General features: G+C 61.2%; 14 protein-coding genes. 11 read left to right on the top strand and 3 right to left on the bottom strand.

Annotated features, from left to right (window positions below):
- The first annotated feature begins 137 nt into the window (after positions 1 to 137).
- Positions 138 to 2,711: an HWE histidine kinase domain-containing protein gene (locus NA619_RS07800; RefSeq protein ID WP_255961215.1), complete on the top strand. Its 2,574-nt coding sequence runs from the start codon at positions 138 to 140 to the stop codon at positions 2,709 to 2,711.
- 156 nt (positions 2,712 to 2,867) lie between these two features.
- Here the strand turns inward: NA619_RS07800 and NA619_RS07805 are convergent, their stop codons facing one another.
- Complete coding sequence (locus tag NA619_RS07805; protein WP_255961216.1) at positions 2,868 to 4,244, bottom strand: glutamine synthetase family protein; 1,377 nt, start codon at positions 4,242 to 4,244, stop codon at positions 2,868 to 2,870.
- 251 nt (positions 4,245 to 4,495) lie between these two features.
- Between NA619_RS07805 and NA619_RS07810 the strand changes: the two genes are divergently transcribed.
- From NA619_RS07810 to NA619_RS07845, 8 genes are all read left to right on the top strand, one after another.
- Entirely contained in the window at positions 4,496 to 5,242 is a 747-nt protein-coding gene (locus NA619_RS07810; protein ID WP_255961217.1) for a gamma-glutamyl-gamma-aminobutyrate hydrolase family protein, read from the top strand.
- A gap of 45 nt (positions 5,243 to 5,287) precedes the next feature.
- Complete coding sequence (locus NA619_RS07815) at positions 5,288 to 6,646, top strand: glutamine synthetase family protein (protein ID WP_222910085.1); 1,359 nt, start codon at positions 5,288 to 5,290, stop codon at positions 6,644 to 6,646.
- Between the two features lie 179 nt (positions 6,647 to 6,825).
- The gene (locus NA619_RS07820; protein WP_255961218.1) at positions 6,826 to 8,184 is read left to right on the top strand and encodes an aspartate aminotransferase family protein; all 1,359 of its coding nucleotides are present in this window, start codon (positions 6,826 to 6,828) and stop codon (positions 8,182 to 8,184) included.
- Positions 8,185 to 8,428: 244 nt separating this feature from the next.
- Positions 8,429 to 9,526, top strand: coding sequence for a polyamine ABC transporter substrate-binding protein (locus NA619_RS07825; protein ID WP_255961219.1), 1,098 nt, complete (start codon positions 8,429 to 8,431; stop codon positions 9,524 to 9,526).
- Positions 9,527 to 9,759: 233 nt separating this feature from the next.
- Positions 9,760 to 10,845 (top strand): polyamine ABC transporter substrate-binding protein, encoded by a 1,086-nt coding sequence (locus NA619_RS07830; RefSeq protein WP_255961220.1) that lies wholly within the window; start codon positions 9,760 to 9,762, stop codon positions 10,843 to 10,845.
- A 100-nt stretch (positions 10,846 to 10,945) separates the two neighbouring features.
- Positions 10,946 to 12,097: a polyamine ABC transporter ATP-binding protein gene (gene potA, locus NA619_RS07835; protein ID WP_255961221.1), complete on the top strand. Its 1,152-nt coding sequence runs from the start codon at positions 10,946 to 10,948 to the stop codon at positions 12,095 to 12,097.
- The gene (locus tag NA619_RS07840) at positions 12,094 to 12,990 is read left to right on the top strand and encodes an ABC transporter permease subunit (RefSeq protein WP_272891696.1); all 897 of its coding nucleotides are present in this window, start codon (positions 12,094 to 12,096) and stop codon (positions 12,988 to 12,990) included. The genes potA and NA619_RS07840 overlap by 4 nt, the downstream gene beginning before the upstream one ends.
- On the top strand, positions 12,987 to 13,883 hold the full coding sequence (locus tag NA619_RS07845) for an ABC transporter permease subunit (protein WP_255961222.1): 897 nt from the start codon (positions 12,987 to 12,989) through the stop codon (positions 13,881 to 13,883). Before NA619_RS07840 ends, NA619_RS07845 begins: the two co-directional genes overlap by 4 nt.
- A 28-nt stretch (positions 13,884 to 13,911) precedes the next feature.
- Here the strand turns inward: NA619_RS07845 and NA619_RS07850 are convergent, their stop codons facing one another.
- On the bottom strand, positions 13,912 to 14,499 hold the full coding sequence (locus NA619_RS07850) for a DUF6436 domain-containing protein (protein ID WP_255961223.1): 588 nt from the start codon (positions 14,497 to 14,499) through the stop codon (positions 13,912 to 13,914).
- An 85-nt stretch (positions 14,500 to 14,584) separates the two neighbouring features.
- On the opposite strand from NA619_RS07850, the gene NA619_RS07855 reads away from it, so the two are divergent.
- Positions 14,585 to 15,523, top strand: coding sequence for an alpha/beta hydrolase (locus NA619_RS07855; RefSeq protein ID WP_255961224.1), 939 nt, complete (start codon positions 14,585 to 14,587; stop codon positions 15,521 to 15,523).
- Here NA619_RS07855 and NA619_RS07860 read toward each other — a convergent pair.
- A complete protein-coding gene (locus NA619_RS07860) occupies positions 15,516 to 16,301 on the bottom strand; it encodes a hypothetical protein (protein WP_255961225.1) in 786 nt (261 codons plus the stop codon). The genes NA619_RS07855 and NA619_RS07860 overlap by 8 nt on opposite strands.
- Positions 16,302 to 16,451: 150 nt before the next feature.
- Between NA619_RS07860 and NA619_RS07865 the strand changes: the two genes are divergently transcribed.
- Entirely contained in the window at positions 16,452 to 17,060 is a 609-nt protein-coding gene (locus tag NA619_RS07865) for a 2OG-Fe(II) oxygenase (RefSeq protein WP_255961226.1), read from the top strand.
- Positions 17,061 to 17,107: the final 47 nt, after the last annotated feature.

A 17,107-nucleotide genomic window follows, 5' to 3' on the forward strand; every position in this document is an offset into this window, starting at 1 on the left:
CGCCAGTGCGTTGACTGTCCGACGGTCTGCACCTACGCCGGACGGGTTTTTTGAGCGAAATGCCGCTGGTACGTGTCTCAAGGTTCTGAACGGGTCTCTGTTGGGCCTGCCCTCAGAACTGCAGGAGAGGTTTAGCGTTGACGACCGAGTCCCGTCTGTCCGTCGCCCCCGTGGATTGTGCTCAGGAGCCCATCCACATTCCGGGGACCATTCAACCGCATGGGCTTTTGCTGGGCTGCACCCTGCCTGATTGGACCGTTGCGCACGTTTCGGCGAACACGTCGACCTTCTTAGCCGGTGTAGACCCGGAGTCACTGTTGGGTCAGCCGCTTGATTCCATCCTGCCGATCGAAACGGTTCATTCCGTCCGTAACCAACTGCAGACTGCAATGCTGTCGGGCACGGCCGAGCGGCTGGACTGCCTCGCGCTAGATGAAAGCTCCCATCGCTACGACATGACAGTACACATGGTCGACGGCCTGGCCGTGATCGAAGCGGCGCCCAGCGTGATGGGTGCAGGCGCCAACGGCGTGACCCTGTTGCGAGGGCTGGCCGGGCGTTTGCGCAGGGCGCCTACGGTGCAGCGGCTGTTGACGCTGGCGGCGCAGCAAGTGCGCGCCGTTACCGGTTACGACCGGGTGATGATCTATCGTTTTCTGCCTGATGAATCGGGCGAGGTGGTGGCCGAGGCGGTGCGCTACGGCAGCGACTCCTATCTCGGCCTGCGCTATCCGGCGACCGATATTCCGGCGCAGGCTCGGGAGCTGTACCGGCGTCAGCCACTGAGGCTGATCCCGGACGTCAACTATCAACCGGTGCCGGTTCTACCCGGGCGCGGGCCGGATGGTCTGCCTCTCGATCTGGGCCTGGCTGCATTGCGCAGCGTGTCGCCGGTGCATATCCAGTACCTGCGCAACATGAACGTGCGCGCCACGCTCACGGTCAGCCTGATGCGCGGTGATCAGCTGTGGGGGTTGATCGCGTGTCATCACAGTGAACCTCACTACCTGAGCGGCGCGCTGTGCTCGGCCGCCGAGTTGTTCGGGCAGATGCTCTCGCTGCAGATCGACGTACGTGAGCAGCAGCAGGAACAGCAGCGGGTAACCGACGCGCAACATGCGCACGATCAGCTACTGGAGGCGATGTCTCCTCGCGATACCGTCTTCGAGGACCTGAGCCGATACGCCGGCATGCTCAACAGCATGATCGCCTGCGATGGCATGGCGGTCTGGTCGAACGGGCAGCTCAATGGCGAAGGCGTACTGCCGCCGGCGGATGCAGTCGGGGCGCTGATTGCCTTTCTCGGGCAGAAACCGGTTGATCGCATCTATGCCACTTCATCGCTCGCCGAGCACTTTGCGCCCGCCGCTGGCTTCGCCGATCTCGCAAGTGGCGTGCTTGCCATCCCCATCTCGCGGGTCGCTCAGGATTACCTCCTGTTCTTCCGTCGCGAAGTCATCCAGACGGTCACCTGGGGCGGCAACCCAGACAAGGCGGTGCAGCGGGATCCGATTAGCGGGAAGCTCAATCCCCGCAGCAGTTTCGATGCCTGGAAGGAGACCGTGCGCGGTCATGCGCGGCCCTGGACGCCCAGCGAAATAAGGGTCGCCGAAACGCTACGGGTGGCCTTGCTGGAAGTCATACTCCGGCGCTCGGAGCTCATTGCCTCCGAGCGCCAGCAGGCACAGGACAGCCAGTCGCTGCTTATCGCCGAGCTCAATCATCGGGTCAAGAACGTACTCAGCCTGGTGCTTGCCACCACGCGGCAGAGCGCGCAGCAGGCGACCTCGGTGGAGGAGTTCACCCAGGAGGTCGAGCGGCGCATCCAGGCGCTCGCCAGCGCGCATGACCAGATCAATGCTCCCGCTGGCGCCTCCACCCAGTTGCGCGCGTTACTCGAGTCCGAAGCCCGCGCCTGGAACGGTCGTGATGAGCTGGACGAGCGCATTCAGTTCTCAGGTCGCGCGGTAACGCTGGATGTGCGCGGCTATCAGACCCTCGCTTTGGTACTTCATGAACTGATGACCAACGCGGCGAAGTACGGCGCGCTGAGCGTGCCAGAAGGCCAGCTCATGGTGAGCTGGCAGCTCGTAGAGGGGCGTGGCCTGGAACTGGAGTGGAACGAGAGCGGTGGGCCAGAGGTTAAGCCGCCGACTCGACGCGGCTTCGGAAGCATCGTCACGGAGCGCACCATCCCCTTCGAACTGCAAGGCGATGCGCGGGTGGAGTTTCGGCCGGAAGGGCTGTTTGCCAGATTCCGCATTCCTCCTCAGCATGTATCCTTGGCCACTGAGCAACCTCAGACGGACGTGGCCAGGGCCCGCCCGGCGAGCCCCGTCGCCGGTCTCAGGCTGCTGCTGGTCGAGGACAGCATGATGATTGCGCTCGACGCGCAGACCATGCTCGAGGACGCTGGTGTTCAGGTGGAGATCGCAGGCTCGCTGGACGATGCGCGCCGTGCTTTGCGCTTGCATCCCTTCGATCTGGTGATACTGGACGTCAACCTGGCCGGGGAAACCAGCCTCGGCATCGCCGCCGAGCTCGAAGCCGAGAAGCATCCATTCCTGTTTGCCACCGGCTACGGCGCCCGCACAGCGATCCCGGAGCGCTTCGACCAGATTCCGGTCGTGACCAAACCCTACAACCTCAGCGCCCTCGGTTACGCCATCGGGCAACTGCCAGGAGTCGGGCGTTCGGCACAGCGCCTCTGAAATCTGTTGTCCGAACACCTTGCGCGCACGATCTCGTCCTGGCTGTGCTCAGTCAATTTTTAGGGTGGCGGTGGTACTGCAGAAGTGGTGACCAGTCATCGCAGCGGTGCTATGAGCAGCGGCTCATGGCACCGCGCGATGGCGCGGGACGCGCTATCAGACGGTATGCAGGTACCAGTTGTACTCAAGGTCGGAGATGGAGTGTTCGAACTCTTCCAGCTCGCTTTCCTTGCACGCGACAAATATGTCGATGTACGTGGAGTCGATGTAACGCGCCATGATCTCGCTGTCATCCAGCTCGCGCAGGGCGTCGCGCAGGTTGGTCGGCAGGCTTTGTTCGACCTGTTCGTAGGAGTTGCCCTCGATCGGCTCGTCCGGTGCGATCTTGTTGGTCAGCCCGTGGTGGATACCCGCCAGCACGCTGGCCAGCAGCAGGTACGGGTTTGCGTCGGCGCCCGCCACGCGGTGCTCGATGCGCACGGAGTCCGAGCTCTCGGTCGGCACGCGTAGCGCTACGGTGCGGTTGTCCAGGCCCCAGCAGGGTGCGTTAGGCACGTAAAACTGCGCGCCGAAACGCCGATAGGAGTTCACGTTCGGGCAGAGGAAGGCCATGGATGCGGCCATGGTCTGCTGAATCCCGCCGATGGCATGACGCAGCGTTTCGCTTTCCAGCGGTTTATCCGTGGCGAAAATGTTGTTGCCGTTCTTGTCTAGCAGCGAAATGTGCACGTGCAAGCCGTTACCCGCCTGGCCCGGATAGGGCTTGGCCATGAAAGTCGTGTCCATTTCATGGTCGTAGGCGATGTTCTTGATCAGGCGCTTGAGCAGTACCGCGTAATCGCAAGCCTTGATCGGGTCGGCGACGTGATGAAGATTGACTTCGAACTGCGCCGGGGCGCTTTCCTTGACGATGGCATCGGCGGGAATGCCCTGTTCCTTGGCGCCTTCGAGGACGTCCTGCAGACAGTCGACATATTCGTCGAGGTCATCGATCAGATAGACCTGGGTGGAGTGCGGACGCTTGCCGGAAATGGGCGAGCGGGGCGGCTGCGGGCGGCCGTTCACGTTCTCCTGATCGATCAGGTAGAACTCCAGTTCGAATGCGGCGCAGATGGTCAGGCCCAGCTCATCGAACTTGCTCACAACGCGGCGCAGGACTTCGCGCGGGTCGGCGAAGAATGGCGACCCGTCGCGCTCGTGCATGGTCATCAGCAATTGCGCAGTAGGGCGCTTCTGCCAGGGTTCGTTGCTCAGGGTATTGGGGATGGGAAAGCAGGTCCGGTCCGAGTCGCCGATGTCCATGCCAAGACCGGTGCTCTCCACGGTAATGCCATTGATATCGAGGGCAAACAGGGAGGCGGGCAGGTTGATGCCTTTTTCATACACTTTGTGCAGGCTGGCGCGCTCGATGCGCTTACCCCGGACGACACCGTTCATGTCTGCGATCAGCAGGTCTACGTACTGGACCTCCGGGTGTTCCTTGAGAAATGCGTTCGCTTCGTTGAGCTGAACGGCACGCGGCGGCGGAAGCATGATGAAGCACCTTAATTGTTAAAAATTTCAATCATCAAACAGCTTGTCTTGGAGTCAATCGAAAAGCCCTGTCGCTGTCAATAGCGCCTCGGAGTGCCCCGTCGAGGCCCACAATGGGCGTTTTTGGGGCGATTCCGGAGCTAATCGCGATACGCTGACCTGGCTTTGCGAAGCGGCAACGGTCGGCTATTGTCTATAAAAACGAACAAGACTACTCTCCGACGAGCCCCATCCGGAAAGACGAGTATCCCATGCCTCGCGTGCCATTGATTGGCGTTTCCGCCTGTACCAGGCAGATCGGCCACCACAGCTTCCAAATCGCCGGCGACAAATACCTGCGCGCGGCTGCCATAGCCGGCATTCCGTTGGTCATTCCGGCGCTGGGCGATCTGATCGACCCCAGCACACTACTAGATAGCGTAGACGGCCTGCTCTTCACCGGCTCGCCGTCCAACGTCGAACCTCATCACTATGGTGGTCCGGCCAGTGCCGAGGGGACACCGCACGATCCTTCTCGCGACAGCCTCACGCTACCGCTGATCCGCGCGGCAGTCGATGCCGGGGTGCCGGTCTTCGGCGTCTGCCGAGGCTTTCAGGAAATGAACGTGGCCTTCGGCGGCAGCCTGCACCAGAAGGTGCACGAAGCCGGTCCCTACAACGATCACCGCGAGCGCGCCGAGGACCCGGTGGAGGTGCAGTACGGCCTCAGTCATCCCTTGCACGTACAGCCCGGCGGGCTGCTCGAGCGGCTCGGCCTTCCGCCAACTATCGAGGTCAATTCCGTGCACGGCCAGGGCGTCGAGCGGCTCGGTCACGGCCTGCGCATCGAAGCGCTGGCACCGGACGGGCTGATTGAAGCGTTTTCCGTCGAAAGCGCGCAGAGCTTCGCCCTCGGCGTGCAGTGGCATCCGGAGTGGAAGGTGCATGAGCACCCTTATTACCTGGCGTTGTTCGAGGGCTTTGCCCGCGCTTGCCAGGAACGCGCAGGACGGCGCTGAGCGCGGGCCGGCCCGGCGCTCGTTTCATCAATTTCTGAGGTCGTTATGTCCAGCAAGCTCGACCAGCTCACCGGCTGGCTGAAAGAACGCAAGATTACCGAGGTTGAGTGCCTGATCAGCGACCTGACCGGCATCGCCCGCGGCAAGATTTCTCCCACCAACAAGTTTCTCGACGAGAAGGGCATGCGCCTGCCGGAAAGCGTGCTCCTGCAGACCGTCACTGGCGATTACGTCGAGGACGACATCTATTACGAGCTGCTCGACCCGGCGGACATCGACATGTTCTGCCGCCCTGATCCCGATGCCGTGTTTCTGGTGCCCTGGGCCATCGAGCCCACCGCCCAGGTGATCCACGACACCTACGACAAGATGGGCAATCCCATCGAAATCTCGCCGCGCAATATTCTCAAGCGCGTGCTGAAGATGTACGCCGACAAGGGATGGCAGCCGATTGTCGCGCCGGAGATGGAGTTCTACCTGACCAAGCGCTGCGAAGACCCTGACCTGCCGTTCCAGCCGCCGATTGGCCGCTCGGGCCGTCAGGAGACGGGGCGGCAGTCGTTCTCGATCGACGCGGCCAACGAGTTCGATCCGCTGTTCGAGGACATGTATGACTGGTGCGAGGCCCAGGGGCTGGACCTGGACACGCTGATCCATGAAGAAGGCACCGCGCAGATGGAAATCAACTTCCGTCACGGCGAGGCGCTGCACTTGGCCGACCAGATCCTGGTGTTCAAGCGCACCATGCGCGAGGCGGCGCTCAAGCACAACGTCGCCGCCACCTTCATGGCCAAGCCCATGACGGGCGAGCCGGGCAGTGCGATGCACCTTCACCAGAGCGTTGTGGACCTGGAAACCGGGCGAAATATCTTTTCTAACAGCGACGGCACCATGAGCCAGCTGTTTCTGTATCACGTGGGTGGCTTGCAGAAATACATCCCCGAGTTGCTGCCGCTGTTCGCGCCAAACGTCAATTCATTCCGCCGCTTCCTGCCGGACACCTCGGCGCCGGTCAACGTGGAGTGGGGCGAGGAGAACCGGACGGTGGGCCTGCGCGTGCCGGATTCCGATCCGCAGAACCGCCGGGTCGAGAACCGCCTGCCGGGCGCTGATGCCAACCCGTACCTGGCCATCGCTGCCAGCCTGCTGTGCGGTTATATCGGCATGGTCGAGGAGCTGACGCCGAGCCAGCCGGTCAAAGGTCGCGGCTACGAGCGCCGCAACCTGCGCCTGCCGTTAACGCTGGAGGCCGCGCTGGAGCGAATGGAAAATTGCCGGCAGCTGGAAAAGTACCTGAGCCCGAAATTCATCACCGGCTATGTCGCGGTAAAACGCGCCGAGCAGGAGAACTATCACCGGGTCATCAGTTCCTGGGAGCGGGAGTTCCTGATGCTCTCGGTGTAAAGAACAGCCGTAGGGTGGATGGCGATCTTTTCATCCACCATGGCTCTGTTCGGTGGGACGCTACCCGGTGGAACGCCACCTGGTGGATCGATGAAGCGTGATCCACCCTACGTTTGGCTGGAGGCTTCGGGTGGATGAGCTATTCATCCATCGAAAATCACGGATACAAGAGGTGACTGATGAGCGATTCGCAAACCCTGCAATGGCAAGCCCTGAGCCGTGACCATCACCTGCCGCCGTTCACCGATTTCAAAGCGCTGAACGCCAAGGGCACGCGCATCATTACACGGGGCGAAGGCGTCTATCTCTGGGACAGCGAGGGCCACAAGATCCTCGATGCCATGGCCGGGCTATGGTGCGTCAACCTAGGCTATGGGCGTGAAGAACTGGTTGAGGCGGCAACAAAGCAGATGCGTGAACTGCCGTACTACAACCTGTTTTTCCAGACGGCACACCCTCCGGCGCTCGCGCTGGCAAAGGCGATCGCCGAGATTGCACCGGAAGGCATGAACCACGTGTTTTTCACCGGCTCTGGCTCGGAAGCGAACGACACTGTGCTGCGGATGGTGCGCCATTACTGGGCAATCAAGGGCCAGCCACAGAAGAAAGTGGTGATCGGGCGCTGGAACGGTTACCACGGCTCGACCATCGCGGGTGCCAGCCTTGGCGGCATGAAGGCGATGCACGAGCAGGGCGACGGCCCTATTCCGGGGATCGAGCACATCGACCAGCCCTACTGGTTCGGCGAGGGGGGCGACATGGACCCCGAGGAATTCGGTGTTCGCGTTGCCCAGCAGCTGGAGCAGAAGATTCTCGAAGTCGGCGAAGACAAGGTCGCCGCCTTTATCGCCGAGCCGATCCAGGGTGCCGGCGGCGTGATCATTCCGCCGGACAGCTATTGGCCGAAGATTCGCGAAATCCTGGCCCGCTACGACATCCTGTTCATCGCTGACGAAGTGATCTGTGGCTTCGGCCGCACCGGCGAGTGGTTCGGCAGCGATTATTACGGCAACGCACCGGACCTGATGCCTATCGCCAAAGGTCTGACCTCCGGTTACCTGCCCATGGGCGGCGTTGTGGTGCGCGACGAAGTGGTGCACACGCTCAACGAAGGTGGCGAGTTCTACCACGGCTTCACCTATTCCGGGCACCCCGTAGCTGCCGCAGTGGCGCTGGAGAACATTCGCATCCTGCGCGAGGAGAAGATCGTCGAGCGGGTCAAGAACAAGACGGCACCCTATTTGCAATCTCGCTGGCGAGAGCTGGTCGAGCACCCGCTTGTAGGCCAAGCGCGTGGCGTCGGCATGCTCGGCGCGTTGGAACTGGTGAAGAACAAGAAAACCCGCGAGCGGTTTGCCGATCCGGGCGTCGGCATGATCTGCCGCGAACACTGCTTCCGTAACGGCCTGGTGATGCGAGCCGTAGGCGACACCATGATCATTTCGCCGCCTCTGGTGATCAATGAGGAGCAGATTGACGAGCTGATCAGCAAGGTTCGTCTCTGTCTGGACGCTACGGCAAAAGACGCGTTGGGGTGAGTACCTGCCGGGCTGTGTTCCTGGCTGCCTGGGCTAGTGTCAGGAACGGAGGTCGGAACGCGTTTGGGTTGTTGAAAAACAGAGGTCGACCTTGCCAGACTGCGCGCGTGCTCTGGCCAGACCTACCGAGGGGTGTGTCGATGCCGGCACAGCCTTAGTTGCTATGAAGGATTCAGGCGGAGATCACGCTATCGCTGACCTGTTCCAAGCCCCGATACCAACGATGACAACAGGAGCTGCACGGATGAAACCCTTTGCCAAGACACTACTTGCGGTGACGCTGGCCGGCGCGGTTGCTGGCGCTGCGCAAGCCCAAGAAAAGGTGCTGCACGTTTTCAACTGGTCCGACTATATCGCCGAAGACACCTTGGAAAACTTCACCAAGGAAACCGGCATCAAGGTCGTCTACGACGTCTTCGATAGCAACGAAGTGCTGGAAGCCAAGCTGCTCGCCGGCAGCTCCGGCTACGACGTCGTGGTGCCGTCGAACCCTTTCCTGGCCAAGCAGATCAAGGCCGGCGTGTTCCAGAAACTGGATAAGAGCAAGCTGCCGAACTGGGAAAATCTCGATAACGACCTGCTGAAGGCGCTCCAGCCCAGCGATCCGGACAACCAGTACGCCGTGCCTTACATGTGGGGCACCATCGGCATCGGCTACAACCCGGAGAAGGTCAAAGCGGCACTGGGCGAAGACGCGCCGGTTGACTCCTGGGATCTGGTATTCAAGCCGGAGAACATGGAAAAGCTGAAGTCATGCGGCGTTTCCTTCCTTGATTCACCGACTGAAATCCTGCCGGCTGCACTGCATTACCTCGGTCACAAGCCGGACTCCACCAAGTCCGACGAGCTGAAGAAAGCTGAAGAGCTGTTCATGCAGATCCGTCCGAATGTCGCGTACTTCCACTCGTCGAAGTACATCTCCGACCTAGCTAACGGCAACGTCTGCGTGGCCATCGGTTATTCCGGTGATATCTACCAGGCGAAGGCGCGTGCGGAAGAGGCGGGCGGCCAGGTAAAGGTCAGCTACAACATTCCCAAGGAAGGCGCGGGTACCTTCTTCGACATGCTGGCCGTGCCGGCTGATGCGAAGAATGTCGAGAACGCCCATGCGTTTCTCAACTACCTGATGAAGCCCGACGTGATGGCCTCCATCACTGACTATGTCCAGTTCCCCAACGGTAACGCGGCCGCCACCCCCTTGGTTGATGAAGCGATTCGCACCGACCCGGGCATCTACCCGAGCCAGGCCGTGCTGCAGAAGCTGTATACCTTCCCGGACCTCGACTCCAAGACCCAGCGGACAATGACGCGCAGCTGGACCAAGATCAAATCCGGTCGTTGATCGGGCCGAGCCGATTTCAAACGGATCCTCTTCGGGACTGCTTGGATCGGCTTTCATGACTTAAAGGCGCTATGTCCGGAGCTGAACGAGTGGCACGCGATCCGTACGTAGCGCTCCTAGAACCATGGCATTACCGTTCGTTGCATTCTGCCTGTTGATTTTTAGAGGTTTTTCCAATAAACAGCCCGCCTTTCGCCCGCTGATCGAGCGGCCTGCACCAAGAGGACACTCTCATGCCTTCGACATTGAAGTCGCTTCTCATCGCCGCTGCGGTCAGCGGTGCTGCATCCGCTCAGGCTGCGACCGTGCATATCTACAACTGGTCCGATTACATCGGCGAAACCACCCTTGAAGAATTCGAGAAAGAGACAGGCGTCAAGCCGGTCTATGACGTATTCGATTCAAACGAAACCCTCGAAGGCAAACTGCTCGCAGGCCGCACTGGCTATGACGTGGTCGTGCCCTCGAACCATTTCCTTGGCAAGCAGATCCGTGCCGGGGCGTTTCAGAAACTGGACAAGAACCAGCTGCCCAACTGGCAGAACCTCGATCCGGCGCTGCTCAAGCAGCTGGAGAAGAATGATCCGGGCAATGCCTACGCTGCGCCTTATCTGTGGGGCACCAACGGCATCGGCTACAACGTCGAAAAGGTGACCGCAGCGCTAGGCATCGAGAAGGTCGATTCCTGGGCTGTGTTGTTTGAGCCGGAAAACGCCAAGAAGCTCGCCGGTTGCGGCATTGCTTTTCTCGACTCCGCGGATGAAATGATTCCTGCCGTGCTCAATTACCTGGGCCTCGACCCCAATAGCACCGATCCGGACGACTACGCCAAGGCCGAGGCCAAGCTGCTCGAAGTCCGGCCGTACGTGCGCTACTTCCATTCTTCGAAGTACGTGTCCGACCTGGCCAACGGCAACATTTGCATCGCCGCCGGCTTCTCAGGGGATGTGTTCCAGGCTGCTGCTCGTGCCGACGAAGCGGGCAAGGGAATCGAGATCGCGTACTCGATTCCAAAAGAAGGCGGCAACCTCTGGTTCGACATGCTCGCCATCCCGGCGGACGCGCAGAACGTGGAAGAGGCACACACCTTCATCAACTATCTGCTCGACCCCAAGGTCATCGCGTCAGTCAGCGATTACGTGGGCTACGCAAACCCCAACACCAAGGCCGATACCTTGATGGATCAGGAAGTGCGTAACGATCCGTCCATCTATCCGCCGCAGGCTGTGCTGGACCGCCTGTATGTTTCAGCTGAGCTGCCGCAGAAGATCATGCGTCTGATGACTCGCAGCTGGACCAAGATCAAGTCCGGTCAATAGCTATACAGGCCGAGGCGAGCATCTACATGCCGCCCCGGCCACCAAACGATGATGTCCCCCGGCACTGTCCGGGCCCTTAATTTCAATCGGGAGTTCGCGCATGGCCGTTGCCTCCAGCGCCTACAAAAAGGCCCTCTCCGGTGAGAGCCAGAACAAGCAGGTGCTGCTGAAGATCGACCGCGTCACCAAGAAGTTCGACGAAACGGTCGCGGTCGATGATGTCTCGCTGAGCATCCATCAGGGCGAAATCTTTGCGCTGCTTGGCGGTTCCGGCTCGGGCAAATCGACCCTGCTGCGCATGCTCGCAGGGTTCGAGCGGCCAACCGAGGGGCGGATATTCCTCGACGGTCAGGACATCACCGATATGCCGCCCTACGAGCGGCCGATCAACATGATGTTCCAGTCCTACGCGCTGTTTCCGCACATGACCGTGGAGCAGAACATCGCCTTTGGTCTCAAGCAGGACGGTCTGCCGAAGGATGAGGTGCAGGCGCGTGTGAACGAGATGCTCGGCCTGGTGCAAATGAGCCAGTACGCCAAGCGCAAGCCGCATCAGCTGTCCGGTGGGCAGCGCCAGCGTGTGGCACTGGCGCGCTCGCTGGCCAAGCGTCCGAAGCTGTTGCTGCTCGATGAGCCCATGGGCGCCCTGGACAAGAAGCTGCGCTCGCAGATGCAGCTGGAGCTGGTGCAGATCATCGAGCGCGTCGGCGTGACCTGCGTGATGGTGACCCACGACCAGGAAGAGGCCATGACCATGGCCGAGCGCATCGCCATCATGCATCTGGGCTGGATTGCCCAGGTCGGCAGCCCGATGGACATCTACGAGACGCCGGCAAGCCGTCTGGTATGCGAATTCATCGGCAACGTCAACCTGTTCGACGGCGAGCTGATCGAGGACATGGGCGACCACGCCGTCATCGCCAGCCCAGGCCTTGAGAACCCGATCTACGTTGGCCACGGCATCAGTACCCGCGCGCAGGACAAACAGATCACCTACGCGATCCGTCCGGAAAAGCTGCTGATCGGAACCGAACTGCCGGAACTGGAGCGTCCCGGCTACAACTGGGCCAAGGGTGTCGTGCACGACATCGCCTACCTGGGCGGGCATTCGGTCTACTACATCAAGCTGCCGTCCGGCGGCGTGTTGCAGGCCTTCATGGCCAACGCCGAACGTCACGTGAAGCTGCCGACCTGGGAGGAAGAGGTGTTCGTCTACTGGTGGGACGACAGCGGCGTGGTGCTGCAGGCATGAGGCGCTCGCCCTTGAATACCGGGCGCCGGTTGGTCATCGGCGTACCCTTCATTTGGCTGATGCTGTTCTTCCTGCTGCCGTTTGCCATCGTGCTGAAGATCAGTTTCTCCGAAGCCGATGTGGCTATTCCGCCTTACACGGACATCTTCGCCTATGCCGATCAGCAGTTGCAGGTGCTGATCAACCTCGGTAACTACATTTTCCTCAGCGAAGACGATCTGTATTGGGCCGCTTATGCTGGCTCCTTGAAGATCGCCTTCTTCAGCACACTTATCTGCCTGCTGGTCGGCTACCCGATGGCCTATGCCATCGCGCGAGCACGCAAGGACCTACAGACGGTGCTGCTGCTGCTGATCATGATGCCGACCTGGACCGCCATTCTGATCCGCGTCTACGCCTGGATGGGCATCCTCAGCAGCAACGGTATCCTGAACGGCTTGCTCCAGGGCATGGGCCTGATCGACTCGCCGTTACAAATACTCAACACCGATCTGGCGGTGTATATCGGCGTGGTTTATTCGTATCTGCCGTTCATGATCCTGCCGCTGTACGCCAATCTGGTGAAGCACGACCTGAGCCTGCTCGAGGCCGCGTCTGATCTGGGTGCCAGCAATTACAGCGCGTTCTGGAAGATCACCGTGCCGCTGTCGAAGAACGGCATCATCGCCGGCTGCATGCTTGTGTTCATACCGGTTGTGGGTGAATTCGTCATCCCTGAGCTGCTTGGTGGGCCTGAAACGCTGATGATCGGCAAGGTGCTCTGGCAGGAGTTCTTCAACAACCGCGACTGGCCGGTGGCCTCGGCGTTGGCCGTGGTGATGCTGGCGATCCTGCTGGTACCGATCATCTTGTTCAACCGCAACCAAACCAAGGAACTGGAGGGCAAGCTATGAAGCGCTACAGTTTCTCAAATGTGATTCTGGTGCTCGGGTTGCTGTTCATCTACCTGCCGATGGTGCTGTTGGTCGTCTACTCGTTCAACGCCTCGCGGCTGGTAACGGTTTGGGGTGGCTGGTCACTGAAGTGGTACGCCGGCCTGCTGGACAACAGCCAGCTCATGGGCGCTGTGATGCGCTCCCTGGAGATTGCGCTGTACACGGCAGTGACAGCGGTGGTGCTGGGAACCATGGCGGCGTTCGTGCTGACCCGGATTCCCAACTTCCGTGGGCGCACGCTGTTCGGTGGGCTGGTAACGGCGCCGTTGGTCATGCCGGAGGTCATCACCGGTCTGTCGTTGCTGCTGTTGTTCGTGGCAATGGCCCAGCTGATCGGCTGGCCGGCACAGCGCGGCATCGTCACCATCTGGATCGCGCACACCACCTTCTGCTCGGCCTACGTCGCGGTGGTGGTGATGGCGCGGTTGCGTGAGCTCGACCAGTCCATCGAGGAAGCCGCTATGGACCTCGGTGCACGACCTTGGAAGGTCTTCTTCCTGATCACCATGCCGATGATCGCGCCGTCACTGGCGGCCGGCGGCATGCTGTCATTCGCACTGTCGCTGGACGATCTGGTGCTCGCCAGCTTCGTCTCGGGCCCGGGTTCGACCACGCTGCCGATGGAGATATTTTCCGCGGTCAGGCTGGGTGTTAAACCGGAAATCAACGCGGTGGCGAGCCTGATTCTGCTGGTGGTGTCGCTGGCGACCTTTATCGCCTGGTACATCAGCCGTCGTGCCGAAAAGCGCCGCGTCCGCGCGATGCGTCAGGCCATGGATGACGGCGCCAATCAGAACTGGGCCCCGGGGGTCGAGAAGACAATCGCCACTCCGCCTTCGGCGCATAGCTGACGAAATAGGCGGCGATATCGCCGCCCATTCAGTCTCCGGCAGGCTTGCGATCGCCCCAGTCACAGAAACACCCTACCGCGAGCGAGTGCGTGGCATTGACCTGACGCCCAGCCAGCACTGCTTCGAGGATGGGCTCGATGAAGCTGTTGCTGGAATTGCACACCGCGCCTTCGCTGTACGGTCCGATGTAGACCAGCTGACCACTCGCATCCCAGATCCCCACCGCCGGGCTGGCAGGCAGGCTTGCGGCGCCAGGTACGGCGTCGAGGCTCTCCAGGCCGGCCAGCTGGCCGGGCAACTGCCCGCGGGTACCCGGTTTTTGCATTGCGTAGAAGCTGACGCCTTGGGTAGCGAAGCGTTGCATCAGTTCAGCCAGGTGCTGCTGGTTGCCAGCGTTGCACGGGCACGCAGGGTCCCAGAAGTGCACCAGGCGCACCGGTCCATGGCCGCTCAGCGCTTCGGGCAGTGCCAGGTTATCGCCGGAGAACAACTCGGCGCGTTCGCCTTCGAACGTGCGCAGGTAGCGCGCTTCGAACCACCAGAATGCGGCAAGCATTGCGCCGCCCCAGACCAACGCGATGAGTGCTGCGATTAGATATTTTCTGCGTACGGACATGGTGGGCTCTTCAAATGATGCGCCAGCTTGCCACGTAGCGACCCAGAGCTGAATATCCCCAACAAACCAAGCCAGAAAACCCTTCATGCCTTCGCGAATTCACCCAGACACCCTACGCGCGCAGTTGAGCCCCATCATCCACGGCGCCGAACTCACCGACGATGCGCGCTTCTACCAGGCCTACTACGGGTTGGATCTTCCCCAGCATCCCCGTACTCATCGACGTCTGGGACGATTCGAAGTGCATGGGTACGAGCTCGTCGCTCAAGTCTGGATGCCGGAGCAGCCGGTGGCGACGCTCTTGATCCTGCACGGCTATTACGACCACATGGGCCTTTACCGGCATGTGGTGGACTGGGGCCTGCAGATGGGCTTCGCTGTGCTCGCCTGTGACCTGCCCGGTCATGGTTTGTCCAGTGGCCCTCGTGCCAGTATCAACGAATTCGATGAGTATCAGGCCGTACTGCAAGGTCTTCTGCTGGAGGCCGCGGCACTGGGGTTGCCTCAGCCGTGGCATCTGCTGGGACAGAGTACGGGCGCGGCCATCGTGCTGGATTACCTGCTGAATCAGCCCGGGCACCCGGCGCTTGGACAGAGCGTTCTGCTGGCGCCGCTGGTGCGGCCGCGGGCGTGGGGATGGTCGCGCCTGAGCTATGAAGTGATGCGCCGCTTTGTCACTCAGATCCCCCGAACATTCAGCGAGAACTCGGGAGACCCGGAGTTTCTCTCCTTCATCCAGTCCAATGATCCGTTGCAGCCGGACATCCTTCCGACCGCCTGGGTCGGCGCCCTGGCGCGATGGATTCCTCGTGTCGCAGGCGCACCAAGCAGTTCGCACAGCCCGCTGATCGTTCAGGGCGAAGCCGACATGACGGTTGACTGGCAACACAATCTGACGGTCCTGGAGCGCAAGTTCGCCGTGCCTGAAATACTTCGGCTCCCCGACGCCCGTCATCATCTGGTCAACGAGCGCGAGGCGATACGCCGCGAATATCTGGACTTTCTCAGGGAACGGCTCAGCTAGCGACAGGCCCACCTGTGCGCCGCGACTGAGCCTGGGTACCGCTTTCACGCGCCTCAGCTGCAAGGCCGGCACGTAGCGATTGCAGCGCCGCCTGGTAGTAGTCCTTGCCGGCTTGCGATTGCGCGAACTCGACGAATTCTTCCAGTTCGGCGTCGGACAGGTCGCGATAGATGAACAGCAAGGTGTTGTCCAGATCACTCTCCACCTGCTGCTGCAGGCGCTCGCGCTGACTATCCAGCATGCCCTGGGCCTGACCGCCACCGAGCAGTCCCGGGATCATCTGACTAAGGCTGTCAGCCGCAACGCCTGCCAGAGCAAGGCTCACTTCTGCCCCGGCTTCGGCCGCGGGAATGGCCTGCGCTAGGTGGCGAATCAACAGCTGTCGATTGCTCCCGGCTTCCACACGAGGCAATCCGTTCTCATAACGGGCCAGTTGTTCCCGGCGACCGGCCAGCGTTTCGGCCGCTACCACCTTGTGGCCCAGCGTTGACTGGAAGAACGCCAGCGCCGGCTTGGGATCCGACAGGTTCTGCCGAAATGCTTGCTTGGCACGCCGATCGATGGCGTCCACGGCGAAGCGGCGGTTGCTGTTGTTCACCAGCGCTTGAAAAACCGCAGGTGGCAGACTGCTCTTGTAGCGCTGCTGGGCAGCTGTCAGGGCGTCGGAGAAGTTGGCGCGTTGTTCGCTCCAGCCGGCAGCCTCGTAGAGTTCATCGTAGCTATCGGCCCAAGTGTTCAGGCTGAAAGCGAGTAATACACAAGCGATAAGGGCGCGCATGGAAGCTCCTCTGTGGCGGGCGGTTATTTTCGGCGCCACGACCCGGGCTTGTCGAGGAGCGCAATCGCGGCTGCTAGACTCAGCCGTGTTTCCGCGCGGGCCCACCGAGGCCGCGAGGCGCAGTCATCTGACCCATCGGAGTCACTATCCTTGCCGTTCTCTACCATCATCGATGACCTCGCCGTGCGCGGCTGGTCGTTGCAGAGTGCCTTCCTGTCCAGTGATGTGACCCACAAGCTGGCCGCCGAGTGCCGCAGACGCTATGCCGAGGGTGCGCTGGCCCCGGCAAGTGTGGGTCGCGGCGAGGAGCAGGCGGTGCGTGAGGGCATCCGCGGCGATCATATTCACTGGCTGGAGCAAGGGCAGGCAGATGTCTGCGATGCGTATCTGGCGCTGATGGACGAGTTACGCCAGACGCTCAACCAACAACTGTTTCTCGGTCTAGAGGAGTTCGAGTGTCACTTCGCGCTGTATCCGCCCGGTGGTTTCTATCAGACCCATCTGGACCGTTTTCGCGATGACGACAGCCGTTGCGTCAGCGCAGTGCTTTACCTGAATCCGGACTGGAAGCCGGCCGATGGCGGCGAATTGCGCATGTATTTCGACGACGGCACGAATCGGGACATCCCGCCGCTGGACGGTCACCTGCTGATGTTTCTCTCCGGTGACTTCCCGCACGAGGTGATGGTCACCCACGCGGATCGACTGTCGCTGACGGGCTGGTTCCGCCGCCGCCCTGTCGATGTGCTGGCGCGCTGATTTGGCAGGCATAAAAAAGCCCGGCGCGATGGCCGGGCTAAAAGGGA

Source organism: Stutzerimonas stutzeri (assembly GCF_024448895.1).
Taxonomy (GTDB): domain Bacteria; phylum Pseudomonadota; class Gammaproteobacteria; order Pseudomonadales; family Pseudomonadaceae; genus Stutzerimonas; species Stutzerimonas stutzeri_Q.

What these genes read in the sequence shown, in the direction of transcription:
- NA619_RS07805 (WP_255961216.1), bottom strand. Translation starts at nt 4,244, where the DNA reads ATGCTTCCGCCGCCGCGTGCCGTTCAGCTCAACGAAGCGAACGCATTT.
- NA619_RS07810 (WP_255961217.1), top strand. Translation starts at nt 4,496, where the DNA reads ATGCCTCGCGTGCCATTGATTGGCGTTTCCGCCTGTACCAGGCAGATC.
- NA619_RS07815 (WP_222910085.1), top strand. Translation starts at nt 5,288, where the DNA reads ATGTCCAGCAAGCTCGACCAGCTCACCGGCTGGCTGAAAGAACGCAAG.
- NA619_RS07820 (WP_255961218.1), top strand. Translation starts at nt 6,826, where the DNA reads ATGAGCGATTCGCAAACCCTGCAATGGCAAGCCCTGAGCCGTGACCAT.
- NA619_RS07825 (WP_255961219.1), top strand. Translation starts at nt 8,429, where the DNA reads ATGAAACCCTTTGCCAAGACACTACTTGCGGTGACGCTGGCCGGCGCG.
- NA619_RS07830 (WP_255961220.1), top strand. Translation starts at nt 9,760, where the DNA reads ATGCCTTCGACATTGAAGTCGCTTCTCATCGCCGCTGCGGTCAGCGGT.
- potA (WP_255961221.1), top strand. Translation starts at nt 10,946, where the DNA reads ATGGCCGTTGCCTCCAGCGCCTACAAAAAGGCCCTCTCCGGTGAGAGC.
- NA619_RS07840 (WP_272891696.1), top strand. Translation starts at nt 12,094, where the DNA reads ATGAGGCGCTCGCCCTTGAATACCGGGCGCCGGTTGGTCATCGGCGTA.
- NA619_RS07845 (WP_255961222.1), top strand. Translation starts at nt 12,987, where the DNA reads ATGAAGCGCTACAGTTTCTCAAATGTGATTCTGGTGCTCGGGTTGCTG.
- NA619_RS07850 (WP_255961223.1), bottom strand. Translation starts at nt 14,499, where the DNA reads ATGTCCGTACGCAGAAAATATCTAATCGCAGCACTCATCGCGTTGGTC.
- NA619_RS07855 (WP_255961224.1), top strand. Translation starts at nt 14,585, where the DNA reads ATGCCTTCGCGAATTCACCCAGACACCCTACGCGCGCAGTTGAGCCCC.
- NA619_RS07860 (WP_255961225.1), bottom strand. Translation starts at nt 16,301, where the DNA reads ATGCGCGCCCTTATCGCTTGTGTATTACTCGCTTTCAGCCTGAACACT.